A 17,383-nucleotide genomic window follows, 5' to 3' on the forward strand; every position below is an offset into this window, starting at 1 on the left:
GCAGTGTCGGGCCGAGGGGGAGCAGCACAATGACACCATCCACCGACCGGACGGTGGCGCGCCCGCGCGCCCTGCGGAACACCCTCCTCGTCCTGGGCTCCGCCCTCGGGGTGCTCGTGCTCGCGGCCGCCGCGACGCTGGTGTCCTTCCTCCTGCTGGGCTGGCAGAGCAGCGCAGACCAGATCGCGCGGTTCGAGGCCCACCAGGCGGATGTCGCGGCACTGCCGCAGTCGGAGCGGGACGCCTGGGTCGACACGGCGGGCGACCCCACGGTGACCGAGACGCTGCCGTTCAATGAGCTGCAGACCATCGCGACCCACAACAGCTACGTGCAGGAACCCACCTGGCTGCAGCTGCAGGTCCTCGACCTCTTCGACCCGGGCCAGGCCGTCGCCCTGCAGTACGGCCATGCACCGCTCTGGGACCAGCTCGAGGCCGGCATCCGCAGCCTCGAGATCGATGTGCGGTGGAACGGTGAGAGCTTCGAAGCGAGCCACGTGCCGCTGGTGGCGAACCGCTCCACGATGCCCGACTTCGCGCTCGGACTGCGCGAGATCGCGCTGTGGTCGGAGGCGCACCCTGCGCACCTGCCGATCAGCATCATGCTCGAGCCGAAGGCCGACTACCTCTTCCTCGACCCGGCATTGAAGCCCTTCGATACGGCCGCCTGTGCGGCGCTCGACGCCACCGTCACCGACGCGCTCGGCGATCGGCTGTTCACCCCCGGAGACCTGCAGGGGGAGGGCCCCAGCCTGCGCGAAGCGGTCGCGGCCACCGGCTGGCCGAGCGTCGCGGAGATGCGCGGATCCGTGCTCTTCTTCTACGCAGAGAACAAGCGCGCACGCGAGCTGTGCTTCGACGGCGACGCCAACAACCCGGAGCGGGCCATCTTCGCCTCCTCGCACAGCGCGGCCGATGACGCCGTGTTCGCGGTGCGCGACGACCCGTGGGATCCCGCCGTTGCCGCCGACCTCACGGACGGGATCCTGGTCAGGCTGCGGGCGGACGCCGACCTCAAGCCGAGCGAGGAGGGCCGCAACCTCGCCTTCGCGACGGGGGCCCAAATCGTCTCCACCGACTTCCCGCCCGGCGCGCCGGAGGAGGGAACGGGCTACTCCGCCGTCTTCCCCGGCGGCTATCTCGCCCGCGCGGCGGGCGGTCACTGACGGGGGCAAAGTCGTAGTAGTGTATTCACGTTGCTTCCGAGAGATCGGGAACGGCGTAAGGGTCTGTGGCGCAGCTGGTAGCGCACCTGCATGGCATGCAGGGGGTCGGGAGTTCGAGTCTCCCCAGATCCACCATCACCCCCGGGAACCATCGGCTCCCGGGGGTTTTCTCGTCCCCGCCCGGGGCTGGCCGGCACACGCCCAGGACGCCCCCGCCTAGGCTGGGGGGAGACCAAGGGGGACGCTGCACATGGCGACACGCTTCATCAACACATCGATTGCCGGCGGGGCGCTGGTGGCGCTCCTCGCACTCACCGGCTGCACGGCAGGGGCCCAGCCCGAGGGAGCAAACGCGGCGCCGGCATCTGTCAACGACACCGACCTGCACTTCCTGGCCATGATGACGCCGCATCACGAGCAGGCGGTGCAGATGAGCGACATCGTTCTCGCGGCCGGGGGAGTCAGCGAGCAGACCCGCGACATCGCCCTGCGCATCCGCAGCGGGCAGCAGGAGGAGATCGACATCATGCTCGGCTGGGTGGGCGAGTGGCAGCAGGAGCCGCTGCTCGCGCAGCACGCTGGCCACATCGCGAACGGCATGGTCACCCCCGAGGCGATGGCCGCCCTCGCCGCGCTGGACGGGCCGGAGGTCGAGCAGACCTTCCTCGAGGAGATGATCTTCCACCACGAGGGCGCCATCGCGATGACGCAGGACCAGATCGACAACGGCGGCCACCCCGAGCTGCGGGCGCTCGCCCAACAGATGATCGACGTGCAGGGCGCCGAGGTCGTGGAGATGAACGGGCTGCTCGCCCGCTGAGTCGTGCTCAACCGAGCAGTGACCCCTCCGCCGACCCGCTCGGCTTCGGATCGGGCAGTCGCCGCATCCGAAAGCCGTTGAGCAGCCCGAGCACCCCGGCGAGCAGCGGAATCAGGAGTGCGAGCTGCAGCGCGAGGGGGCGCGCCTCCGTGTTGATGCGGACGATCTCCGCCTGAATCTCCTCCGGCTGGCCGACGAGGAGCTCCTCCAGCGCGGTGTTGGACATGATCTCGGCGTCCTCCTCGAGCACCTGCGCGACCTGGGCCTGCTCCTCGGCGGGGAGCACCGTGCTGTCCATCGCCATGCTGGTGAAGATGAGCGAGAGCGCCGCGAGCATGATCGCGCCGGCGAAGGCGAGGCCGAACGACAGGCCGAACGAGCCGGCCGCCGAGTTCACGCCGGCCGCCTCACTCACGCGCTCATCGGAGATGGGCGACAGGGTGTAGTTGTTCAACTGCGAGACCAGCAGCCCGAGCCCGGAGCCCGCGACCAGGAGCGGGCCGAGCAGCCACCAGCCCGAGTCGGCGCGGGGGACAAGGGGGAGCAGCGCGACGATGCCGATGCTCAGCAGGGCGAAGCCCCACAGGATCCGGTTCGCGGGGCGGCGTGCGCCCACCCGTCGGCCGACGAGCAGCGCGACGGCGAACATGCTGAGTGAGAGGGGCGCGATGGAGAGGCCGGCCTGCAGGGCGTTGTAGCCGAGAACCATCTGCAGGTAGATGGGCAACACGATCATGGTCCCGCCGAGTGCGATCTGCTGCAGCATCTGCCCGGTCACCCCCAGCCGGAACAGCTTGGAGGCGAACAGCCCGGGGTCGATCAGGGTGGCCTTGCCCTGCCGCTTGCGTCGGACGAGCCAGAATCCGAGCCCGCCCAGCCCGACGATCCCGACGGCGAGCAGAGCGGCGACGGGGCCGCCGCCCTCCTGCCAGACGAGGATGCCGATCACGATGCCGCCCATGCCGAGCACGGAGAGGGCCGCGCCGACCGCATCCACCTTGCGGGATCCGGTGAACGGCACATCACGCACGAGCTTGATCCCGCTGAGGACGACGGCGATGATCAACGCCTCCAGCGCGAACGCGACCCGCCAGGAGAGGAACGTGGTGATGAAGCCGCCGATCAGCGGCCCCACGGCCGCCGCGATGGCCGCAGAACCGCCGACCGTCGCATACACCCGGGCCTGGGCGGCCCCCTCGAAGTTGCCGTGGATGAGCGACTGCATCGCCGGCAGGAGCAACGAGGCGCCGAGCCCACCGATGACGGCCCAGAACACGATGATCGGGAGCAGCGACTGGGTGAGCGTCATGGCGACGGCCCCGGCCGCGTAACAGAGCAGGCCGATGACATAGGCGCGCTTGCGGCCGATCAGGTCGCCGACCTTGCTGCCGATCAGGATGAACGCGGCCGAGACGAGCGCTTCGAGGGCGATGGCCGACTGGATGCCGCTCACCGTCGAATCGATGTCGTGGACGACCGCGGAGATCGAGACGTTCATGATCGACGTGTCGACGACGAGCACGAACATGGCCATGGCCAGCAGCAGGGCGAGCCGGCCGCTGAACGGAGCCGGCGCGGCATCGGATGAGCTCATGGGCGTGCACCTCTCCTGACGGGCTCAGTTCACGATGCGACGAAATCTGAGCTGCCCTCATCACTGGGCAGAGTCTGGCACTCGACCGGGCCGCTGACAATGGTCCGGCGGGCGATGGCGGTGTGTCGGAGGTGCGTTATAGGGTGAAAACCGCCCACCCAGCAGCACCCCAACAGCCAGCACCCCAACCACCAGCACATCGAGGTTCGTCCGTGGCATTGCTCTCTCTCGCGCTGCAACACGCGAAACCCTACAAGGCGTGGATTCTCGCCGTCGTCGTCCTGCAACTCATCTCGACGATGGCGGCCCTCTACCTGCCGAGCCTCAACGCCCAGATCATCGACACCGGAATCGCGACCGGTGACACCGACTTCATCTGGTCAACCGGCATGACCATGCTCCTGGTCTGCCTCGTGCAGGTCGTCACCGCCATCGGCGGCATCTACTTCGGGGCGCGCACGGCGATGGCGATCGGTCGCGACCTCCGCCGCGACGTGTACCGCAAGGTCGACTCCCTCGGTGCGCTCGAACTGGCCCGTTTCGGCAGCGGAACGCTGATCACCCGCGGCACGAACGACGTGCAGCAGGTGCAGATGCTCGTGCTGATGACCCTCAACTTCATGGTGGCGACGCCGATCATGTGCATCGGCGGCATCGTCATGGCGTTGCGCGAGGACGTCGGCCTGTCCTGGCTGCTCTGGGTGTCCGTCCCCGTGCTCTTCGTCATCGTCGGCACGCTCGTCTACCTGCTGATGCCGCTGTTCCGGCAGATGCAGGACCGCATCGACGGCATCAACAGCGTGTTGCGCGAGCAGATCATCGGCATCCGCGTGGTGCGCGCCTTCGTGCGGGAGCCGTTCGAGTCCGAGCGCTACCGCATCGCCAACGAGCAGCTCACCCGGGTCTCGGTCAAGGTGGGCAACCTGTTCGTGCTGATGTTCCCGATCATCATGATGATCCTGCACCTGGCCACCGCCGCCGTGCTCTGGTTCGGCGGCCAGCGGGTCGACACCGGGCAGATGCAGGTGGGCTCGCTGACCGCGTTCCTGCAGTACCTGCTGCAGATCCTCATGGCCGTCATGATGGGCGTCTTCATGATGATGATGATTCCGCGCGCCGTCGTCTGTGCCGAGCGCATCCGGGAGGTGCTGGGAACCGAGTCCAGCCAGAAGCAGCCGAGCGGTCCGGAGCTGCCCACGCCGCGCGCTGGGGCCGTCGAGTTCCGCAACGTGAGCTTCGGCTACCCGGGGGCCGAGCGCCCCGTGCTGGACGACGTCAGCTTCACCGCCGCCCCCGGAACCACGACGGCCATCGTCGGCTCGACCGGCGCCGGCAAGACCTCGCTGATCAACCTCATCCCGCGGCTGTACGACCCGCAGCAGGGCGAGGTGCTCATCGACGGGGTCTCGGTCGATGACTTGACCCGGGCGCAGCTCTCCAGCGTCGTCGGGCTGGTCTCCCAGAAGCCCTACCTGTTCTCGGGCACCATCGGCTCCAACCTGCGCTTCGGCCGCGTCGATGCGACGAACGGAGAGCTCTGGGAGGCACTGCGGGTGGCGCAGGGCGACGACTTCGTCCGTGCCAAGGAGCTGGGCCTGGAATCGGCCGTCTCCCAAGGCGGCACCAACGTCTCCGGCGGCCAGCGGCAGCGGCTCTGCATCGCCCGGGCGCTCGTCGCCCGGCCCCGCGTGTACCTCTTCGACGACTCCTTCTCCGCCCTGGACGTCGCGACCGACGCGCGGCTGCGCGCCGGGCTCGCCGACGCCACCGGCGATGCCACCGTGATCATCGTCGCGCAGCGGGTGTCGACGATCACCGATGCCGACCAGATCCTGGTCATGGACGACGGCAGCATCGTCGGCCGCGGCACCCACGAACAACTGTTGGAGAGCAGCGAGACCTATCGCGAGATCGTGCACTCTCAGCTCAGCGTCGAGGAGGTGGCCTGATGGCCGAGGAAGAACTCCCCACAGACGAGCTCGAGGCCGAGTACGCGCCCACCGAGGCCGACGGCGACATGTTCGGCGGCGCACCGGCAAAGAAGGCCCAGCATTTCTGGCCCTCCGCGAAGCGCCTGCTGGGGCTGTTGCGGCCCGAGCGCCTGAAGATGAGCTTCGTCGTGCTGCTCGTGATCATCTCGGTGGTCTTCACGGTCATCGCGCCGAAGGTGCTCGGCGAGGCGATGGACGTCATCTTCAACGGCGTCCTCGGCAAGCAGCTGCCGGCCGGCGTCCCGCTGGAACAGGTCATCACCGATCTCCGCGCGGAGGGCAACACCCAGTTTGCCGACATGCTGGCCGGCACGTCCGTCGTGCCCGGCGAGGGCATTGACTTCGTCCGCCTCTCTCAGCTGATCTTCATCGTGCTCGGGCTCTACCTCGTCGCGTCCTTCCTGATGTGGGCGCAGGGCTTCATCCTGAACGGCCTCGTCATGCGCATCGTCTACACGCTGCGCCAGGACATCGAGGACAAACTGAACAAGCTGCCGCTTCGCTACTTCGACACCCGGCAGCGCGGCGACCTGATGTCGCGCGTCACCAACGACGTCGACAACGTGCAGGCGGCGCTGCAGCAGGCCTTCTCACAACTCGTGCAGTCGTTGCTCACCGTCATCGGCATCGCCGCGATGATGTTCATCGTCTCCTGGCAGCTCGCGCTCATCGCCCTGATCGCGCTGCCGCTCTCCGCCGTCATCGCCGGCGTCATCGGCGTGCGCTCCCAGAAGCTGTTCGCCGCACAGTGGAAGAACACGGGCTCGCTCAACGGCCACATCGAGGAGACCTTCTCCGGCCAGGAGATCGTGCGCTCCTTCGGCCGCGACAAGGAGATGCTCGAGGAGTTCGACGCCCGCAACGACAAGCTGTTCGCGGCGTCCTTCGGCGCCCAGTTCGTCTCCGGCATGATCATGCCGGCGATGACCTTCGTCTCCTACCTGTCGTACGTGATGATCGCCGTCGTGGGCGGGCTGCGCGTGGCATCCGGCCAGATGACGCTCGGCGACGCGACCGCGTTCATCCAGTACTCGCGGGAGTTCACACAGCCGATCAGCGAGATGGCCAGCCTGGCGAACATGCTGCAGTCCGGCGTCGCCTCCGCCGAGCGCACCTTCGAACTGCTCGACGCCGAGGAGCAGGAGCCGGACGAGGTGAGCGCCACCCTGCCGGAGCCGACCGACGGCCATGTCGAGTTCCAGGGCGTCTCCTTCAGCTACAGCCCGGAGGTGCCGCTGATCGAGAGCCTCTCCTTCTCGGCCGAGCCCGGCCACACCGTGGCCATCGTCGGCCCCACCGGGGCGGGCAAGACCACCCTGGTGAACCTGGTGATGCGCTTCTACGAGCTCACCTCCGGTCGGATCCTGCTCGACGGCGTCGACGTGCACAGCCTGAGCCGCGACGAGCTGCGCTCCCAGATCGGCATGGTGCTGCAGGACGCCTGGCTGTTCGGCGGCACCATCCGCGAGAACATCCGCTACGGCCGGCTCGACGCGAGCGACGAGGAGGTCGTGGCGGCAGCCCAGGCCACCATGGTCGACCGTTTCGTGCGCCAGCTGCCGCAGGGCTACGACACGGTGCTGGATGCCGACGGCGGCAGCGTCTCGGCCGGCGAGCGGCAGCTCATCACCATCGCCCGGGCGTTCATCGCGAACCCGTCGCTGCTGATCCTGGACGAGGCGACGTCCTCCGTCGACACACGCACCGAGCTGCTCGTGCAACAGGCCATGGCGGCGCTCCGCACCGACCGGACCTCCTTCGTGATCGCCCACCGGCTCTCCACGATCCGCGACGCCGACACCATCCTCGTGATGGAGGCCGGCCGCATCGTCGAGCAGGGCAACCACGAGGAGCTGCTGGCACGGCGCGGGGCGTACTTCGAGCTGTACCGCGCCCAGTTCCAGGGCGGCACGGTGGCGAGCGACGACGCGCTCGAGGTGAGCGAGGCCGGCTAGGCGAGGACGGCGTCGACGGCCGCGTCGCCGCGGATCTCCCGCATCCGCTCGACCGCGCGGTCGACGGCGGCGATGGTGAGCGAGGCGCAGACGATGCTGTTGGCGCCGAGCGACTCCAAGCCGCCCGCACGGATGCGGATCACCTCCCAGCCGACCTCGGCCAGGGCGTCGTCCTTCTCTCGGTCGGACGCCTGCTTGAGCCCGCGGTGCGCGCGCCGGCTGCGGCCGGGGTCGTCGTACTCGACGGCGATGCGGAGCGCGGGGATCACGATGTCGGGCCACGCCTCCTGCCGGCCGTAGAACATGCGGGCCAGGCGGATCGTGTTGACGCCCTGCGGCAGCCGGATGCGCTCGGCCAGTAGCATCCGCAGGCGCTGCTCCGTCATCGAGGTGCGGGTGCGCAGGCCCGCGTTCATCGATGGGACTCCCGCGTCCCGGGCGGCGGACGTGCCGCTGGCATTGCGGATGCACTTGGCGCAGCTCGGCCCGCTCAACACGGCGAGCACGGTGGCCCGGTAGCGGTCGTGCCCGCGCGGGCAGACCCAGCTGTACTCGGCGCCGACCCGGGTCTCGTTCGCCAGCAGCGCCCGCTCGGGCGGGGCGACCTTGCGCAGCAGCTCGGCCCGGGAGCGCTGGGTCTCCGCGATCAGCATGCAGAGCGGGCACCCCCGCTGCAGGGTGAGCACGCGCTCCGTGCCCGCCGCGGCATCCGGGCTCGCACCGTGCCCACAGCGGAAGCGCACCGCAACCATTCCACCCATCCTCTCGACTGCAAGCAGGGTAACCCGCTGCGCTGACACCGGCGTGTGCGCTTGACCCCAAACGGGGGTCAACGCACAATGGGCACGTAGAGGAGCGACGTCTCCCGCGAAAGGCAAACAATGAGCGACCCGAACGATCTTCCGCACGACTTCGACGAGCCGGTTGCGGAGCCCGAGTCGGAGTCGAGCGAGGCGCCCGCGGCAGAGGCCGCCGTCGCCGCCTCGCGCCAGCGCATGAGCGCCGACCAGAACATCCGCCTGATGATCGTCGTGATCGTCGGGGTCGTCGCGCTGTTCTTCGCGTTCAGCCTGCTCGCGCTGTTCAGCCCGACGAGCGCCACCGTCGCCGCCCTGGCCGTGATCGCCACACCGATCGCCTCGATCGTGGCCGCGTACTACGGAATCACGTTGAGCATCCAGCAGGTGCGTGCGGCCCAGGCCGAGCGCGCGCTCGCGCTGGACCGCCTCGCCGCCGCCGAGCAGTCCGCCCGGGAGTCCGACGTCTGGGCCGCCCAGCTCGAGTCGGCGCTGCGCGTCGCCAAGGTCAAGCTCGACGCCGCCCGGGTGCCGAGCACCGATGTGGACCGCGCCGCCGGGGTCGACGCCGACTTCTTCTAACGGGCGACGCCCGCCGAGACTGCCGGCATCCGCGCGCACCCGCAGCTCGCGGCCCGCGAAGTGTCTCGCGGCCCGCGGTATGTCGGGGGCCGCGAGACGCAACGGGGGCCGCGACGGGCCGGACGGCGCGGCGACCCGTCAGCCGGCGCGGGCAGGGCGGGGCGCCGGCTGCTCCCGCATCGCGCGGCGCACCCGGGCGAGGGCACGGTCGCGGGGGAGGTGGCGCAGCCGCCGCGGCATCCGCCGGTAGGCGACCCGCACGAACGCGAGCGTGCGGTCGAAGCGGGCCTGCTCCCTGGCGCCCCACGGCAGCTCGTGCAGCTCGCGCACGCTGGCCGGCAGCAGGCCGATGCTGAGCAGCCGGATCAGCGGCATCGCCCCGCGCAGCGGCACGGGCAGCGTGCGGGGGTTGAGCAGCGAGGCGACCACCGCGGCGCTCTCCGGCGTCGCCTGCAACCCGGCGAGCGCCTCGTCCCAGTAGCGCTCGAACTCCGCGCGGTCGGCCGGCCAGTGCTCGACGGGCATCTGCAGCCGCGCCCCGAGGGCGGCGTAGTCGCGGTACACGGCCTCGGCCGATTCGGCGTCGAGCCGACCGAGCAACCGGTCTTGCACCTGCATGGCCGCGTAGTACAGGGTCGCGGCGACCCAGAGCTGCAGCTGCGGGTCGAAGGCGTTGTAGCCGGGCGTCGAGGTGCGATCGCGCACCGGCGCGTGCGCGCGGTTGACGCCGCGCACCACGAAGGCGACCATCTGCTCGTCGCCGAAGGCCACGGTGTACACGTAGTCCAGGGTGCCGAACAGCCGGTCCAGCGGGCGCCCCGTGAAGTCGCTGTGCCGGGCAACGCCGCGCCCGACGGCCGGGTGCGCGAGCTGCAACAGGATGGCGGCGCCGCCGCCGGCCAGCAGTGCCGCCTCGCCCGCGACATCGGCGAGGCGCAGCGGGTGGGGCGCATTCGAGGTGCGGGGTGGGCCGGCGGGATTCGTCACATCCAGCACGCTACCCCGTCCGGCTGAACGCCCAGCGGGCTCGGTTACACTCGCTCCAATGGCCAGAGCACCCCGGAACCGTGTCGCGCTCGCGACCCTCATGATCATCCCGCTGCTGCTCGGCGGCACCGCCTGTGCCGGCCTCGAGGTCGGCGGCGCCCAGCCGGCGCAGACGCCCGCCAGCACCCCGCCGCCGGCGGCCCCGCCCACCACCCGGCCCGATGCCGCGGAGCTCGCCCTCTCCGCGATGTCGCTCGAGCAGAAGGTCTCCTCCCTGCTCATGCTGCACACGCCGGGAACCGACGGCGCCGCCCTCCGCGCCTTTGTGGACCGCTACCGCCTGGGTGGGCTCATCCTGATGGGCGACAACATGCCCGGCGGCACGGACGCCACCGATCTGGCCGCCCTCGGCGCGCTCACCGCCGCCGTGCGCGGCACCGAGGCCTTCCCGCCGCTCATTGGCATCGACCAGGAGGGCGGCGACGTCGTCCGCATCGGCCCGGACCCCGCCGCCGGGGCCGACGTGCTGCGCGGCCTGCCGCCCGTGGCGACCGCCGACGCATTCCACGCCCGCTCGGAGCTGCTCGCCGGCGCCGGCATCGACGTGAACTTCGGTGTCGTCGCCGACATCAGCGCCGACCCCGGCTCCTTCATCTACACGCGCTCCCTCGGGGCGGATGCCGCGGCGAGCAGCGACCGGGTCGCCTCCGCCGTCGCCGGCGAGGGCAGCCGCGTGCTCAGCACGCTCAAGCACTTCCCGGGCCACGGGGCAGCCCCCGGCGACTCCCACCACGCCGTGCCGAGCAGTCCGATGGGCCTGGCCGAGTGGCGCGCCACCGAGGCGCCCCCCTTCCAGGCCGGCATCGACGCCGGGGCCGAGCTCGTCATGTTCGGGCACCTGGCCTACGACGCGGTCGACCCGGCGCCGGCCAGCCTCTCGCCGGAGTGGCACCGGCTGCTGCGCGAGGAGCTCGGCTTCGAGGGCCTGACCATCACCGACGACATGCGCATGCTGCTCGACTCCGGCGATCCGCGCTACGCCGACCCGATCGCGAACACCGTCGCGGCGTTCGCCGCCGGCAACGACATCGTGCTGCTCACCCTGCCGGCCGACCCGGCCACTGTCGGGGTGGACGTGGACGCCATGATCGCCGGGGTCGCCGCGGCTGTCCGTTCCGGGCAGCTGGACGCCGCCCAGATCGACGCCTCCGCGCTGGCCGTTCTGCGCCTCAAAGAAATTCCGAGAAGTGTGGAATAAGGTTCCTGTCGCATACGTTTGCATAGATCACGGCCAACAATCCGGCCCCAGACTCTCTAGAAAGTAGCTCCATGACTGCAACGCTCGAAACCACCATCCCCGGCTACCGCGCAGGTACCTGGACCATCGACCCCACGCACAGCGAGGTCGGGTTCAGCATTCGTCACCTCATGATCAGCAAGGTCAAGGGCAAGTTCGAGCGCTTCACCGCCACCTTCGTCACCGCCGAGAACCCGCTCGAGTCCAGCGTCACGGCATCCGCCGAGGTCGCCTCCGTCAACACCAACGAGCCGAACCGCGACGGTCACCTGCGCACCGGCGACTTCTTCGAGGCCGAGACCTACCCGACCATCGACTTCGTCTCCACCGGCGTCCGCGTCGTCAAGGGCGAGTTCCTCGTCGACGGCAACCTCACCATGAAGGGCGTCACCAAGCCGGTCACCTTCGAGTTCGAGTTCGGCGGCTTCGGCGGCGACCCCTACGGCAACTACAAGGGCGGCGCCACCGCGAAGACCACCGTCAACCGCGAGGACTTCGGCCTCACCTACAACGCGGCCCTCGAGACCGGCGGCATGCTGCTCGGCGACACCGTCACGATCTCGCTCGAGCTGCAGGCTGCGCTCCAGCAGTAATCGCGTCTCCGCTCCGATCAAGCGCCCCGGCATCCGCCGGGGCGCTTCGTCGTTGTGCCCGGCGCTCAGGAGTCTCACATGAGCCGTCGGTCAGGGTTGAATGCATGACAGACCCCCGCCGCGCACCCCAGCCGGGCAGAGCGAAGTCATCGGCACGACGCGCCACGGCCAGGATCGTCGCCGTCGCCGCGCTCGCACTGACGGCAGCCCTCGTGCTGCACCCCGCCATCCCCGGGGTGGTCGGGACCGGCGTGGCCACGGTGCTGCCGTGGCTGGGCCTCCTCGTCCCGGTGCTGCTCTGGGCCGCCCTGGCCACGCGCCGGCGGGTCTGGATCGTCACGCTGGTGCCGCTCATCGCCTGGCTGCTCGTTGTCGGTCCGCTCTTCGTGCCGCTGCAGACGGGTTCGGCGGCGGACGCCGCAGAGAGCACGCTGACAGTGGCCAGCCAGAACGTCGAGGCCGGCTCCGGCGGCGCCGCGGAGTCGGCGTTGATGCTCGCCGAACAGGGCGCCGACGTGATCGCCCTGGAGGAGCTGGACGGTGTGGCACGCGCCGAGGTCGCGGAGGCGATCGATGACGCGTACCCGTACTCGTACCGCGTCGGGACGGTCGGCCTGTGGAGCCAGTACCCCATCGTCAACGAGCAGCCGCTGGATCTCGGCCTCGGCTGGAACCGGGCCCTGGCCGCCGACCTCGACACGCCGAGCGGCCTGGTGAGCGTCTATGTCGTGCACGCCGCCTCGCTCCGCCCCGGAGCGCAGAGCGACCGCGACGACATGCTCGCCAACCTGGCCGAGGTCGTCGCCCAGGACGAGAACGAGCGCGTGCTCGTCGTCGGCGACTTCAACGCGACACTCACCGACCCGGCGCTGCGCGCCCTGCAGCGCTCGGTGAGCGAGTCGAACCGCTCCACGGCATCGCTCGGGTTCACCTGGCCGAGCACCATGCCCCTCGCCCGGATCGACCACATCTTCCACGCCGGGCTGACCCCGCTGGAGAGCTCCGTGCTGCCGGCTGGCAACAGCGACCACCTGGCGGTGCTCACGACCTTCGGGATGTGAGCGGGCTCACCGCGAAGGCGAGGAACGCCCAGGAGCCGATGAACGGCGCGAGCAGCACGACGACCAGGCCGGCGATGACCGCGCCGAGCGCGCGCCGGCCACTGCTGCGCACCGCGGCATCCGACATCTGATCGAGCAGGCCGCGGGAGCGCTTGGAGACGTAACCCCAGAGCGCCCAGCCAAGGACGAGCACGAAGAGGAAGTTCAGCGGCAGCACCAGGCGGCCGAGCAGCAGACCGCTGAAGTCGGCGTTCAGCGACGTCGTGAACGGGATGAGCACGACCCCGAGCAGGCGCAGGCAGTTCAGCCAGAGCACCGTGTTGTCGACGCGCACGACGTGCTCGAACTGGCGCGCGTGCACCATCCAGAGCATGCAGAGCAGCAGGAAGCTGATCACGAAGCTCAGCAGGCTCTCCGAGATCGAGCCGAGCGCGCGCCAGAGCTGGTCGTTGCTGGTGATCGCGCCGAGATTCTCGACCGAGAGGTCGAGCACCAGCAGGGTGGCCGCGATCGCGAACACGCCGTCGGAGAAGGCCTCGAGGCGGCGGGGGGAGAGCGTGCGTTCCTCGTCAGTCACCGACGATCTCCTCCCGGACCCGGCGCAGGTCCTCCATCAGCGACCCGATCAGGATCCAATGCTCCGGATGCGGGGTGGCGATCACCAGGGGAGCGGTGAGCGCCGGCTGCTCCGGCTGCACCTCGGCCTCGCCGGGCACGGCGGCATCTGGCTCGATCAGCAGCCGCAGGTCGTGCGCCGCCCGCTTCAGCTCGGCCGCGATGGCGTGCACGGTCGGCTCCTCCGACAGGCTGTCGTCATAATGGTCGCGCAGCGCCCGCGTCATGCCGATCACCCGGTTCACCAGGGGGGACAGGCGCGCCAGCAGGGCGGCCTCCGCCTCCACTGCGCCGCCGAGGCGCGAACGGCGCGGGTTGAACGCGAGGCTCTCCCGCCCCTCCTTCACCGCCTCGTTGGCCTTCGCCTGCATCGGCCGGAGCAGCCGGGCGTTCAGCAGCAGCTCCTCCAGCTGGGCGGGGCGCATCGGCGCCTCGAGGGCGTCCGCGAGCCGGTCGATCGTGGCGGCCAGCTCGTTGCCCAGCGCCGCCACGCTCTCCTGGGCGGGGGCGAGCAGCACCGGCGGGGCGATGCTGATCGTCACGATGAAGCCGATGACGGCGCCGATCAGCGTCTCGATGCTGCGCTCGACCGCATAGCCGGGCGTGGTGGTGCCGAGCGCCAGCACCAGCATCGCGGTGATCGGGATCTGGTTCGCGGATGCCGGCGTGAGCCGCAGCGCCCAGCCGATGAAGATGGCGACGACGATGGTGATCAGGATGATCCACTCTGCACTGCCGAACAGCTGGGCGATCACCGTCGCGACGATCACGCCGGCGATCACGCCGACGGTGCGCTCGATGGCCCGCCCGAGCGTCTGGTTCACGCTCGGCTGAACCACCAGCAGCGCCGCGATGGCGGCGAAGATCGGCAGCTCGGTCGGCAACAGCAGCTGGGCGACGATCCACGCCAGGACGGAGGCGAAGGCCACCTTCGTCACCTGCAGGAGCGGCACCCGGCTGGAGGACTGGATGCGAGAGGTCATGCGCACCCCCTCAGGCTACTGCGCCGCCGTGTCGCCGACGCGGAGTTCGCCGGGGTTGAAATCGCCGAGGTTGAATTCGCCGAGACGCAGCTCGCGGAAGCGGGCGTAACGCTCCCCGGCCCGGCGGAGTCCCGCCGCCTGCGCCGCGCTCACCGCCTCGAACGGGACGACGTCGATGCCGAGGCGTTGCCCGGCCGCGGCCGTGCCGAGCATGCGCCGCCGCCACGTGCCGACCACCCGCCCGCCGGCGACCGCGATCGGCTGGAACACGCCGTTGCGCCCCGGCACGATGCGCTCGTGGTGCTCGGGCGCGGCCGAGGCCTCGCGGTCGCGGTAGCCGAGGAAGTACTCGTCGAAGGCGGGCAGCAGCCAGGCGGATGACGCGAAGCGGCGCCTCTGCGCGGCATCCGGCGCGACGCCGTCCAGCTCGGCCGCCACCCAATAGCTGGCGTCGCCGATCCGCCGCTCCGCGAGCTGCGGCCGCGCGACCTGGAGCCCGCGCTTCGCCTCGGCGACGGTCAGCTTGCTCCACCACACGAAGTCGGCCAGCGTCGCCGGGCCGTGACCGCGGATGTAGCGCAGCAGGAACTCGCCGAGCGCCTCCTCGTGCTCTAGGCGCCGCGGGTGCGGCACCCACTCGTCCAGCAGCACCAGCTCCTGGGCGTTGCCGGCGGTCGGGCCCCAGCAGAGCGTGCCGGTCTGGGCGAGGTGCCAGATCAGGTGGTAGCCGCGGTTGGCGGCCGTGTCGATGCCGTTCTGCTCCAGCAGCGCCTGGAACGCGTCGCGGCCGAGGCTGCGGCCGCCGGAGAGCGCCGCGACGGCGACCTGCCGCGCCTGCTCGTACACCGGCTCCGTGAGACCCTGCCGCTCGTGGGTCAGCCGGGCCTGCTGCAGCAGGCGCGCGGTGGTCAGCCGCTGCATCCAGCCGAGGTCCTCGCCGGGAACGAAGTGCAGTGTTCCGCGCATCGGCCACGAGCGCACGATCTCGCCCGCGTCGATCGCGGCGCGCACCCCGGCGAGCGTCGTGCCCGGGCTGCGGGCGCCCACCGCCCAGGTGGCGGCGGCCAGATCCTGCGCCTGGAGTGCCAGCAGCGCGCCGACGACCGGGCCGGGCGCCGCGGCATCCGCGGGGAACAATCCCTGCGCCCTGGCGCGCAGCAGGGCGATCTCGCGGTGTGCGGAATCCCTCGCCATGGCCCCAGTATTCTGCATCGGGCACTTGTGCAGGGTGAGCTTCGGTAGAATGGTGCGTTGCGCCTCATTTCGGATGACCGTGCGCAACCACCCCCACCCCTCCCGGACACCACCTGTCCCCAATCGAAACGGATGCGCCGTGCTGAACGTTCAAGACCTCGAGATTCGCGTCGGAGCGCGCGTGCTCATGGAGAACGTGAACTTTCGCGTATCCGCCGGTGACAAGATCGGCCTCGTCGGCCGCAACGGAGCGGGCAAGACCACGCTGACCAAGACCCTCGCGGGCGAGACGCTGCCCACCGGCGGCACCATCGAGCGCACCGGTGAGATCGGCTACCTGCCGCAGGACCCGCGCTCCGGCGACCCGGAGATGCTGGCGCGCACCCGGATCCTCGACGCCCGCGGCCTCGGCACCATCGTGCTCGAGATGCAGAAGGCGACGATCGACATGGGCAGCAGCGACGAGGCCGTCGCCGCCGCCGGCATGAAGAAGTACGGCAACCTGACCGACCGCTTCCAGGCGCTCGGCGGCTATGCGGCCGAGGCAGAGGCCGCCTCCATCGCGAGCAACCTCAACCTGCCGGACCGTATCCTCGAGCAGCCGCTGAAGACCCTCTCCGGTGGTCAGCGCCGCCGCATCGAGCTGGCCCGCATCCTGTTCTCGGATGCCGGCACCATGATCCTCGATGAGCCGACGAACCACCTCGACGCCGACTCCGTCGTCTGGCTGCGCGACTTCCTGAAGAACTACAAGGGCGGCTTCATCGTGATCACTCACGACATCGAGCTCGTCGGCGAGACCGTCAACCGGGTGTTCTACCTGGACGCGAACCGGATGGTCATCGACACCTACAACATGAACTGGAAGAACTACCAGCGCCAGCGCGCCGCCGACGAGGAGCGCCGCAAGAAGGAGCGCTCCAACGCCGAGAAGAAGGCCGGCGTGCTGCAGATGCAGGCCGCCCGCTTCGGTGCCAAGGCCTCCAAGGCCGCCGCCGCCCACCAGATGGTGGCCCGTGCCGAGAAACTGCTCGCCGGGCTCGACGAGGTGCGCGTCGCCGACCGGGTCGCGAAGCTCCGCTTCCCGACCCCGGCCGCCTGCGGCAAGACGCCGCTCATGGCCGAGAACCTCAGCAAGAGCTACGGCTCGCTGGAGATCTTCACGGCCGTCGACCTGGCCATCGACCGCGGCTCCAAGGTCGTCATCATCGGGCTGAACGGTGCCGGAAAGACGACGCTGCTGCGCATCCTCGGCGGAGCCGACCAGCCGGACACCGGCTCGATCCAGCCCGGCCATGGCCTGCGCATCGGCTACTTCGCGCAGGAGCACGAGACGATCGACGTCAACCGCACCGTGCTCGAGAACATGGTCTCCTCCTCGCCGAACATCACCGAGACCGAGGCCCGCAAGGTGCTCGGCTCGTTCCTGTTCACCGGCGACGACGGGCACAAGAAGGCCGGCGTGCTCTCCGGCGGCGAGAAGACGCGTCTGGCCCTGGCCATGATCGTCGTCTCCGGCGCCAACGTGCTGCTGCTCGATGAGCCCACGAACAACCTGGACCCCGCCAGCCGCCTCGAGATCCTCGACGCGCTGGCGCACTTCGAGGGCGCCGTCGTCCTGGTCAGCCACGACCCGGGCGCCGTCGAGGCGCTGAACCCGGAGCGCGTGCTGATCCTGCCCGACGGCGTCGAGGACCACTGGAACAAGGACTACGCGGACCTGATCGCACTCGCCTAGGCGAGCGGGT

General features: G+C 70.2%; 15 protein-coding genes and 1 tRNA gene. 10 read left to right on the forward strand and 6 right to left on the reverse strand.

Features of this window, described 5'->3' with window-relative positions; genetic code table 11:
* The first annotated feature begins 29 nt into the window (after positions 1-29).
* From BLT62_RS09895 to BLT62_RS09905, 3 genes are all read left to right on the forward strand, one after another.
* Positions 30-1,166: a Ca2+-dependent phosphoinositide-specific phospholipase C gene (locus tag BLT62_RS09895; RefSeq protein WP_083363904.1), complete on the forward strand. Its 1,137-nt coding sequence runs from the start codon at positions 30-32 to the stop codon at positions 1,164-1,166.
* Positions 1,167-1,225: 59 nt separating this feature from the next.
* Positions 1,226-1,301, forward strand: a tRNA-Ala gene (locus tag BLT62_RS09900).
* A gap of 115 nt (positions 1,302-1,416) precedes the next feature.
* Positions 1,417-1,986, forward strand: a complete 570-nt coding sequence (locus BLT62_RS09905) for a DUF305 domain-containing protein (RefSeq protein WP_083363905.1) — start codon at positions 1,417-1,419, stop codon at positions 1,984-1,986.
* 7 nt (positions 1,987-1,993) lie between these two features.
* On the opposite strand, the gene BLT62_RS09910 is transcribed toward BLT62_RS09905, so the two are convergent.
* Positions 1,994-3,580 carry an MFS transporter gene (locus tag BLT62_RS09910; RefSeq protein WP_083363906.1) on the reverse strand — a complete coding sequence of 529 codons (1,587 nt, stop codon included), beginning with the start codon at positions 3,578-3,580 and terminating at the stop codon, positions 1,994-1,996.
* Positions 3,581-3,792: 212 nt separating this feature from the next.
* Between BLT62_RS09910 and BLT62_RS09915 the strand changes: the two genes are divergently transcribed.
* Entirely contained in the window at positions 3,793-5,529 is a 1,737-nt protein-coding gene (locus tag BLT62_RS09915) for an ABC transporter ATP-binding protein (RefSeq protein ID WP_083363907.1), read from the forward strand.
* On the forward strand, positions 5,529-7,526 hold the full coding sequence (locus BLT62_RS09920; RefSeq protein ID WP_083363908.1) for an ABC transporter ATP-binding protein: 1,998 nt from the start codon (positions 5,529-5,531) through the stop codon (positions 7,524-7,526). Before BLT62_RS09915 ends, BLT62_RS09920 begins: the two co-directional genes overlap by 1 nt.
* Here the strand turns inward: BLT62_RS09920 and BLT62_RS09925 are convergent.
* A complete protein-coding gene (locus tag BLT62_RS09925) occupies positions 7,523-8,278 on the reverse strand; it encodes a hypothetical protein (protein WP_083363909.1) in 756 nt (251 codons plus the stop codon). The genes BLT62_RS09920 and BLT62_RS09925 overlap by 4 nt on opposite strands.
* 129 nt (positions 8,279-8,407) lie before the next feature.
* On the opposite strand from BLT62_RS09925, the gene BLT62_RS09930 reads away from it, so the two are divergent.
* Complete coding sequence (locus BLT62_RS09930) at positions 8,408-8,905, forward strand: hypothetical protein (RefSeq protein ID WP_083363910.1); 498 nt, start codon at positions 8,408-8,410, stop codon at positions 8,903-8,905.
* 138 nt (positions 8,906-9,043) lie between these two features.
* Here the strand turns inward: BLT62_RS09930 and BLT62_RS09935 are convergent, their stop codons facing one another.
* A complete protein-coding gene (locus BLT62_RS09935; protein WP_231919089.1) occupies positions 9,044-9,892 on the reverse strand; it encodes an oxygenase MpaB family protein in 849 nt (282 codons plus the stop codon).
* Positions 9,893-9,950: 58 nt separating this feature from the next.
* Between BLT62_RS09935 and BLT62_RS09940 the strand changes: the two genes are divergently transcribed.
* From BLT62_RS09940 to BLT62_RS09950, 3 genes are all read left to right on the forward strand, one after another.
* Positions 9,951-11,150 carry a glycoside hydrolase family 3 N-terminal domain-containing protein gene (locus BLT62_RS09940; RefSeq protein WP_083363911.1) on the forward strand — a complete coding sequence of 400 codons (1,200 nt, stop codon included), beginning with the start codon at positions 9,951-9,953 and terminating at the stop codon, positions 11,148-11,150.
* Positions 11,151-11,221: 71 nt separating this feature from the next.
* Entirely contained in the window at positions 11,222-11,782 is a 561-nt protein-coding gene (locus BLT62_RS09945) for a YceI family protein (RefSeq protein WP_083363912.1), read from the forward strand.
* A 104-nt stretch (positions 11,783-11,886) separates the two neighbouring features.
* The gene (locus BLT62_RS09950) at positions 11,887-12,843 is read left to right on the forward strand and encodes an endonuclease/exonuclease/phosphatase family protein (protein WP_083363913.1); all 957 of its coding nucleotides are present in this window, start codon (positions 11,887-11,889) and stop codon (positions 12,841-12,843) included.
* Here BLT62_RS09950 and BLT62_RS09955 read toward each other — a convergent pair.
* Genes BLT62_RS09955 through BLT62_RS09965 form a run of 3 tightly spaced genes read right to left on the reverse strand, consistent with a single transcriptional unit; the run spans position 12,824 to position 15,635 of the window.
* Positions 12,824-13,420: a TMEM175 family protein gene (locus tag BLT62_RS09955; protein WP_083363914.1), complete on the reverse strand. Its 597-nt coding sequence runs from the start codon at positions 13,418-13,420 to the stop codon at positions 12,824-12,826. The genes BLT62_RS09950 and BLT62_RS09955 overlap by 20 nt on opposite strands.
* Positions 13,413-14,441: an FUSC family protein gene (locus BLT62_RS09960; RefSeq protein ID WP_231919090.1), complete on the reverse strand. Its 1,029-nt coding sequence runs from the start codon at positions 14,439-14,441 to the stop codon at positions 13,413-13,415. Before BLT62_RS09960 ends, BLT62_RS09955 begins: the two co-directional genes overlap by 8 nt.
* A 15-nt stretch (positions 14,442-14,456) precedes the next feature.
* Positions 14,457-15,635, reverse strand: a complete 1,179-nt coding sequence (locus BLT62_RS09965) for a winged helix DNA-binding domain-containing protein (RefSeq protein WP_172829681.1) — start codon at positions 15,633-15,635, stop codon at positions 14,457-14,459.
* Between the two features lie 139 nt (positions 15,636-15,774).
* Here BLT62_RS09965 and BLT62_RS09970 point away from each other — a divergent pair, with 139 nt between their 5' ends.
* Entirely contained in the window at positions 15,775-17,373 is a 1,599-nt protein-coding gene (locus tag BLT62_RS09970) for an ABC-F family ATP-binding cassette domain-containing protein (protein WP_083363917.1), read from the forward strand.
* Positions 17,374-17,383 lie beyond the last annotated feature (10 nt).

Source organism: Microterricola viridarii, from assembly GCF_900104895.1.
Classification (GTDB): Bacteria; Actinomycetota; Actinomycetes; order Actinomycetales; family Microbacteriaceae; genus Microterricola; species Microterricola viridarii.

Coding starts and splice junctions, on each gene's coding strand:
- BLT62_RS09895 (WP_083363904.1), top strand. CDS start 30: ATGACACCATCCACCGACCGGACGGTGGCGCGCCCGCGCGCCCTGCGG.
- BLT62_RS09905 (WP_083363905.1), top strand. CDS start 1,417: ATGGCGACACGCTTCATCAACACATCGATTGCCGGCGGGGCGCTGGTG.
- BLT62_RS09910 (WP_083363906.1), bottom strand. CDS start 3,580: ATGAGCTCATCCGATGCCGCGCCGGCTCCGTTCAGCGGCCGGCTCGCC.
- BLT62_RS09920 (WP_083363908.1), top strand. CDS start 5,529: ATGGCCGAGGAAGAACTCCCCACAGACGAGCTCGAGGCCGAGTACGCG.
- BLT62_RS09925 (WP_083363909.1), bottom strand. CDS start 8,278: ATGGTTGCGGTGCGCTTCCGCTGTGGGCACGGTGCGAGCCCGGATGCC.
- BLT62_RS09930 (WP_083363910.1), top strand. CDS start 8,408: ATGAGCGACCCGAACGATCTTCCGCACGACTTCGACGAGCCGGTTGCG.
- BLT62_RS09940 (WP_083363911.1), top strand. CDS start 9,951: ATGGCCAGAGCACCCCGGAACCGTGTCGCGCTCGCGACCCTCATGATC.
- BLT62_RS09945 (WP_083363912.1), top strand. CDS start 11,222: ATGACTGCAACGCTCGAAACCACCATCCCCGGCTACCGCGCAGGTACC.
- BLT62_RS09950 (WP_083363913.1), top strand. CDS start 11,887: ATGACAGACCCCCGCCGCGCACCCCAGCCGGGCAGAGCGAAGTCATCG.
- BLT62_RS09960 (WP_231919090.1), bottom strand. CDS start 14,441: ATGACCTCTCGCATCCAGTCCTCCAGCCGGGTGCCGCTCCTGCAGGTG.
- BLT62_RS09965 (WP_172829681.1), bottom strand. CDS start 15,635: ATGGCGAGGGATTCCGCACACCGCGAGATCGCCCTGCTGCGCGCCAGG.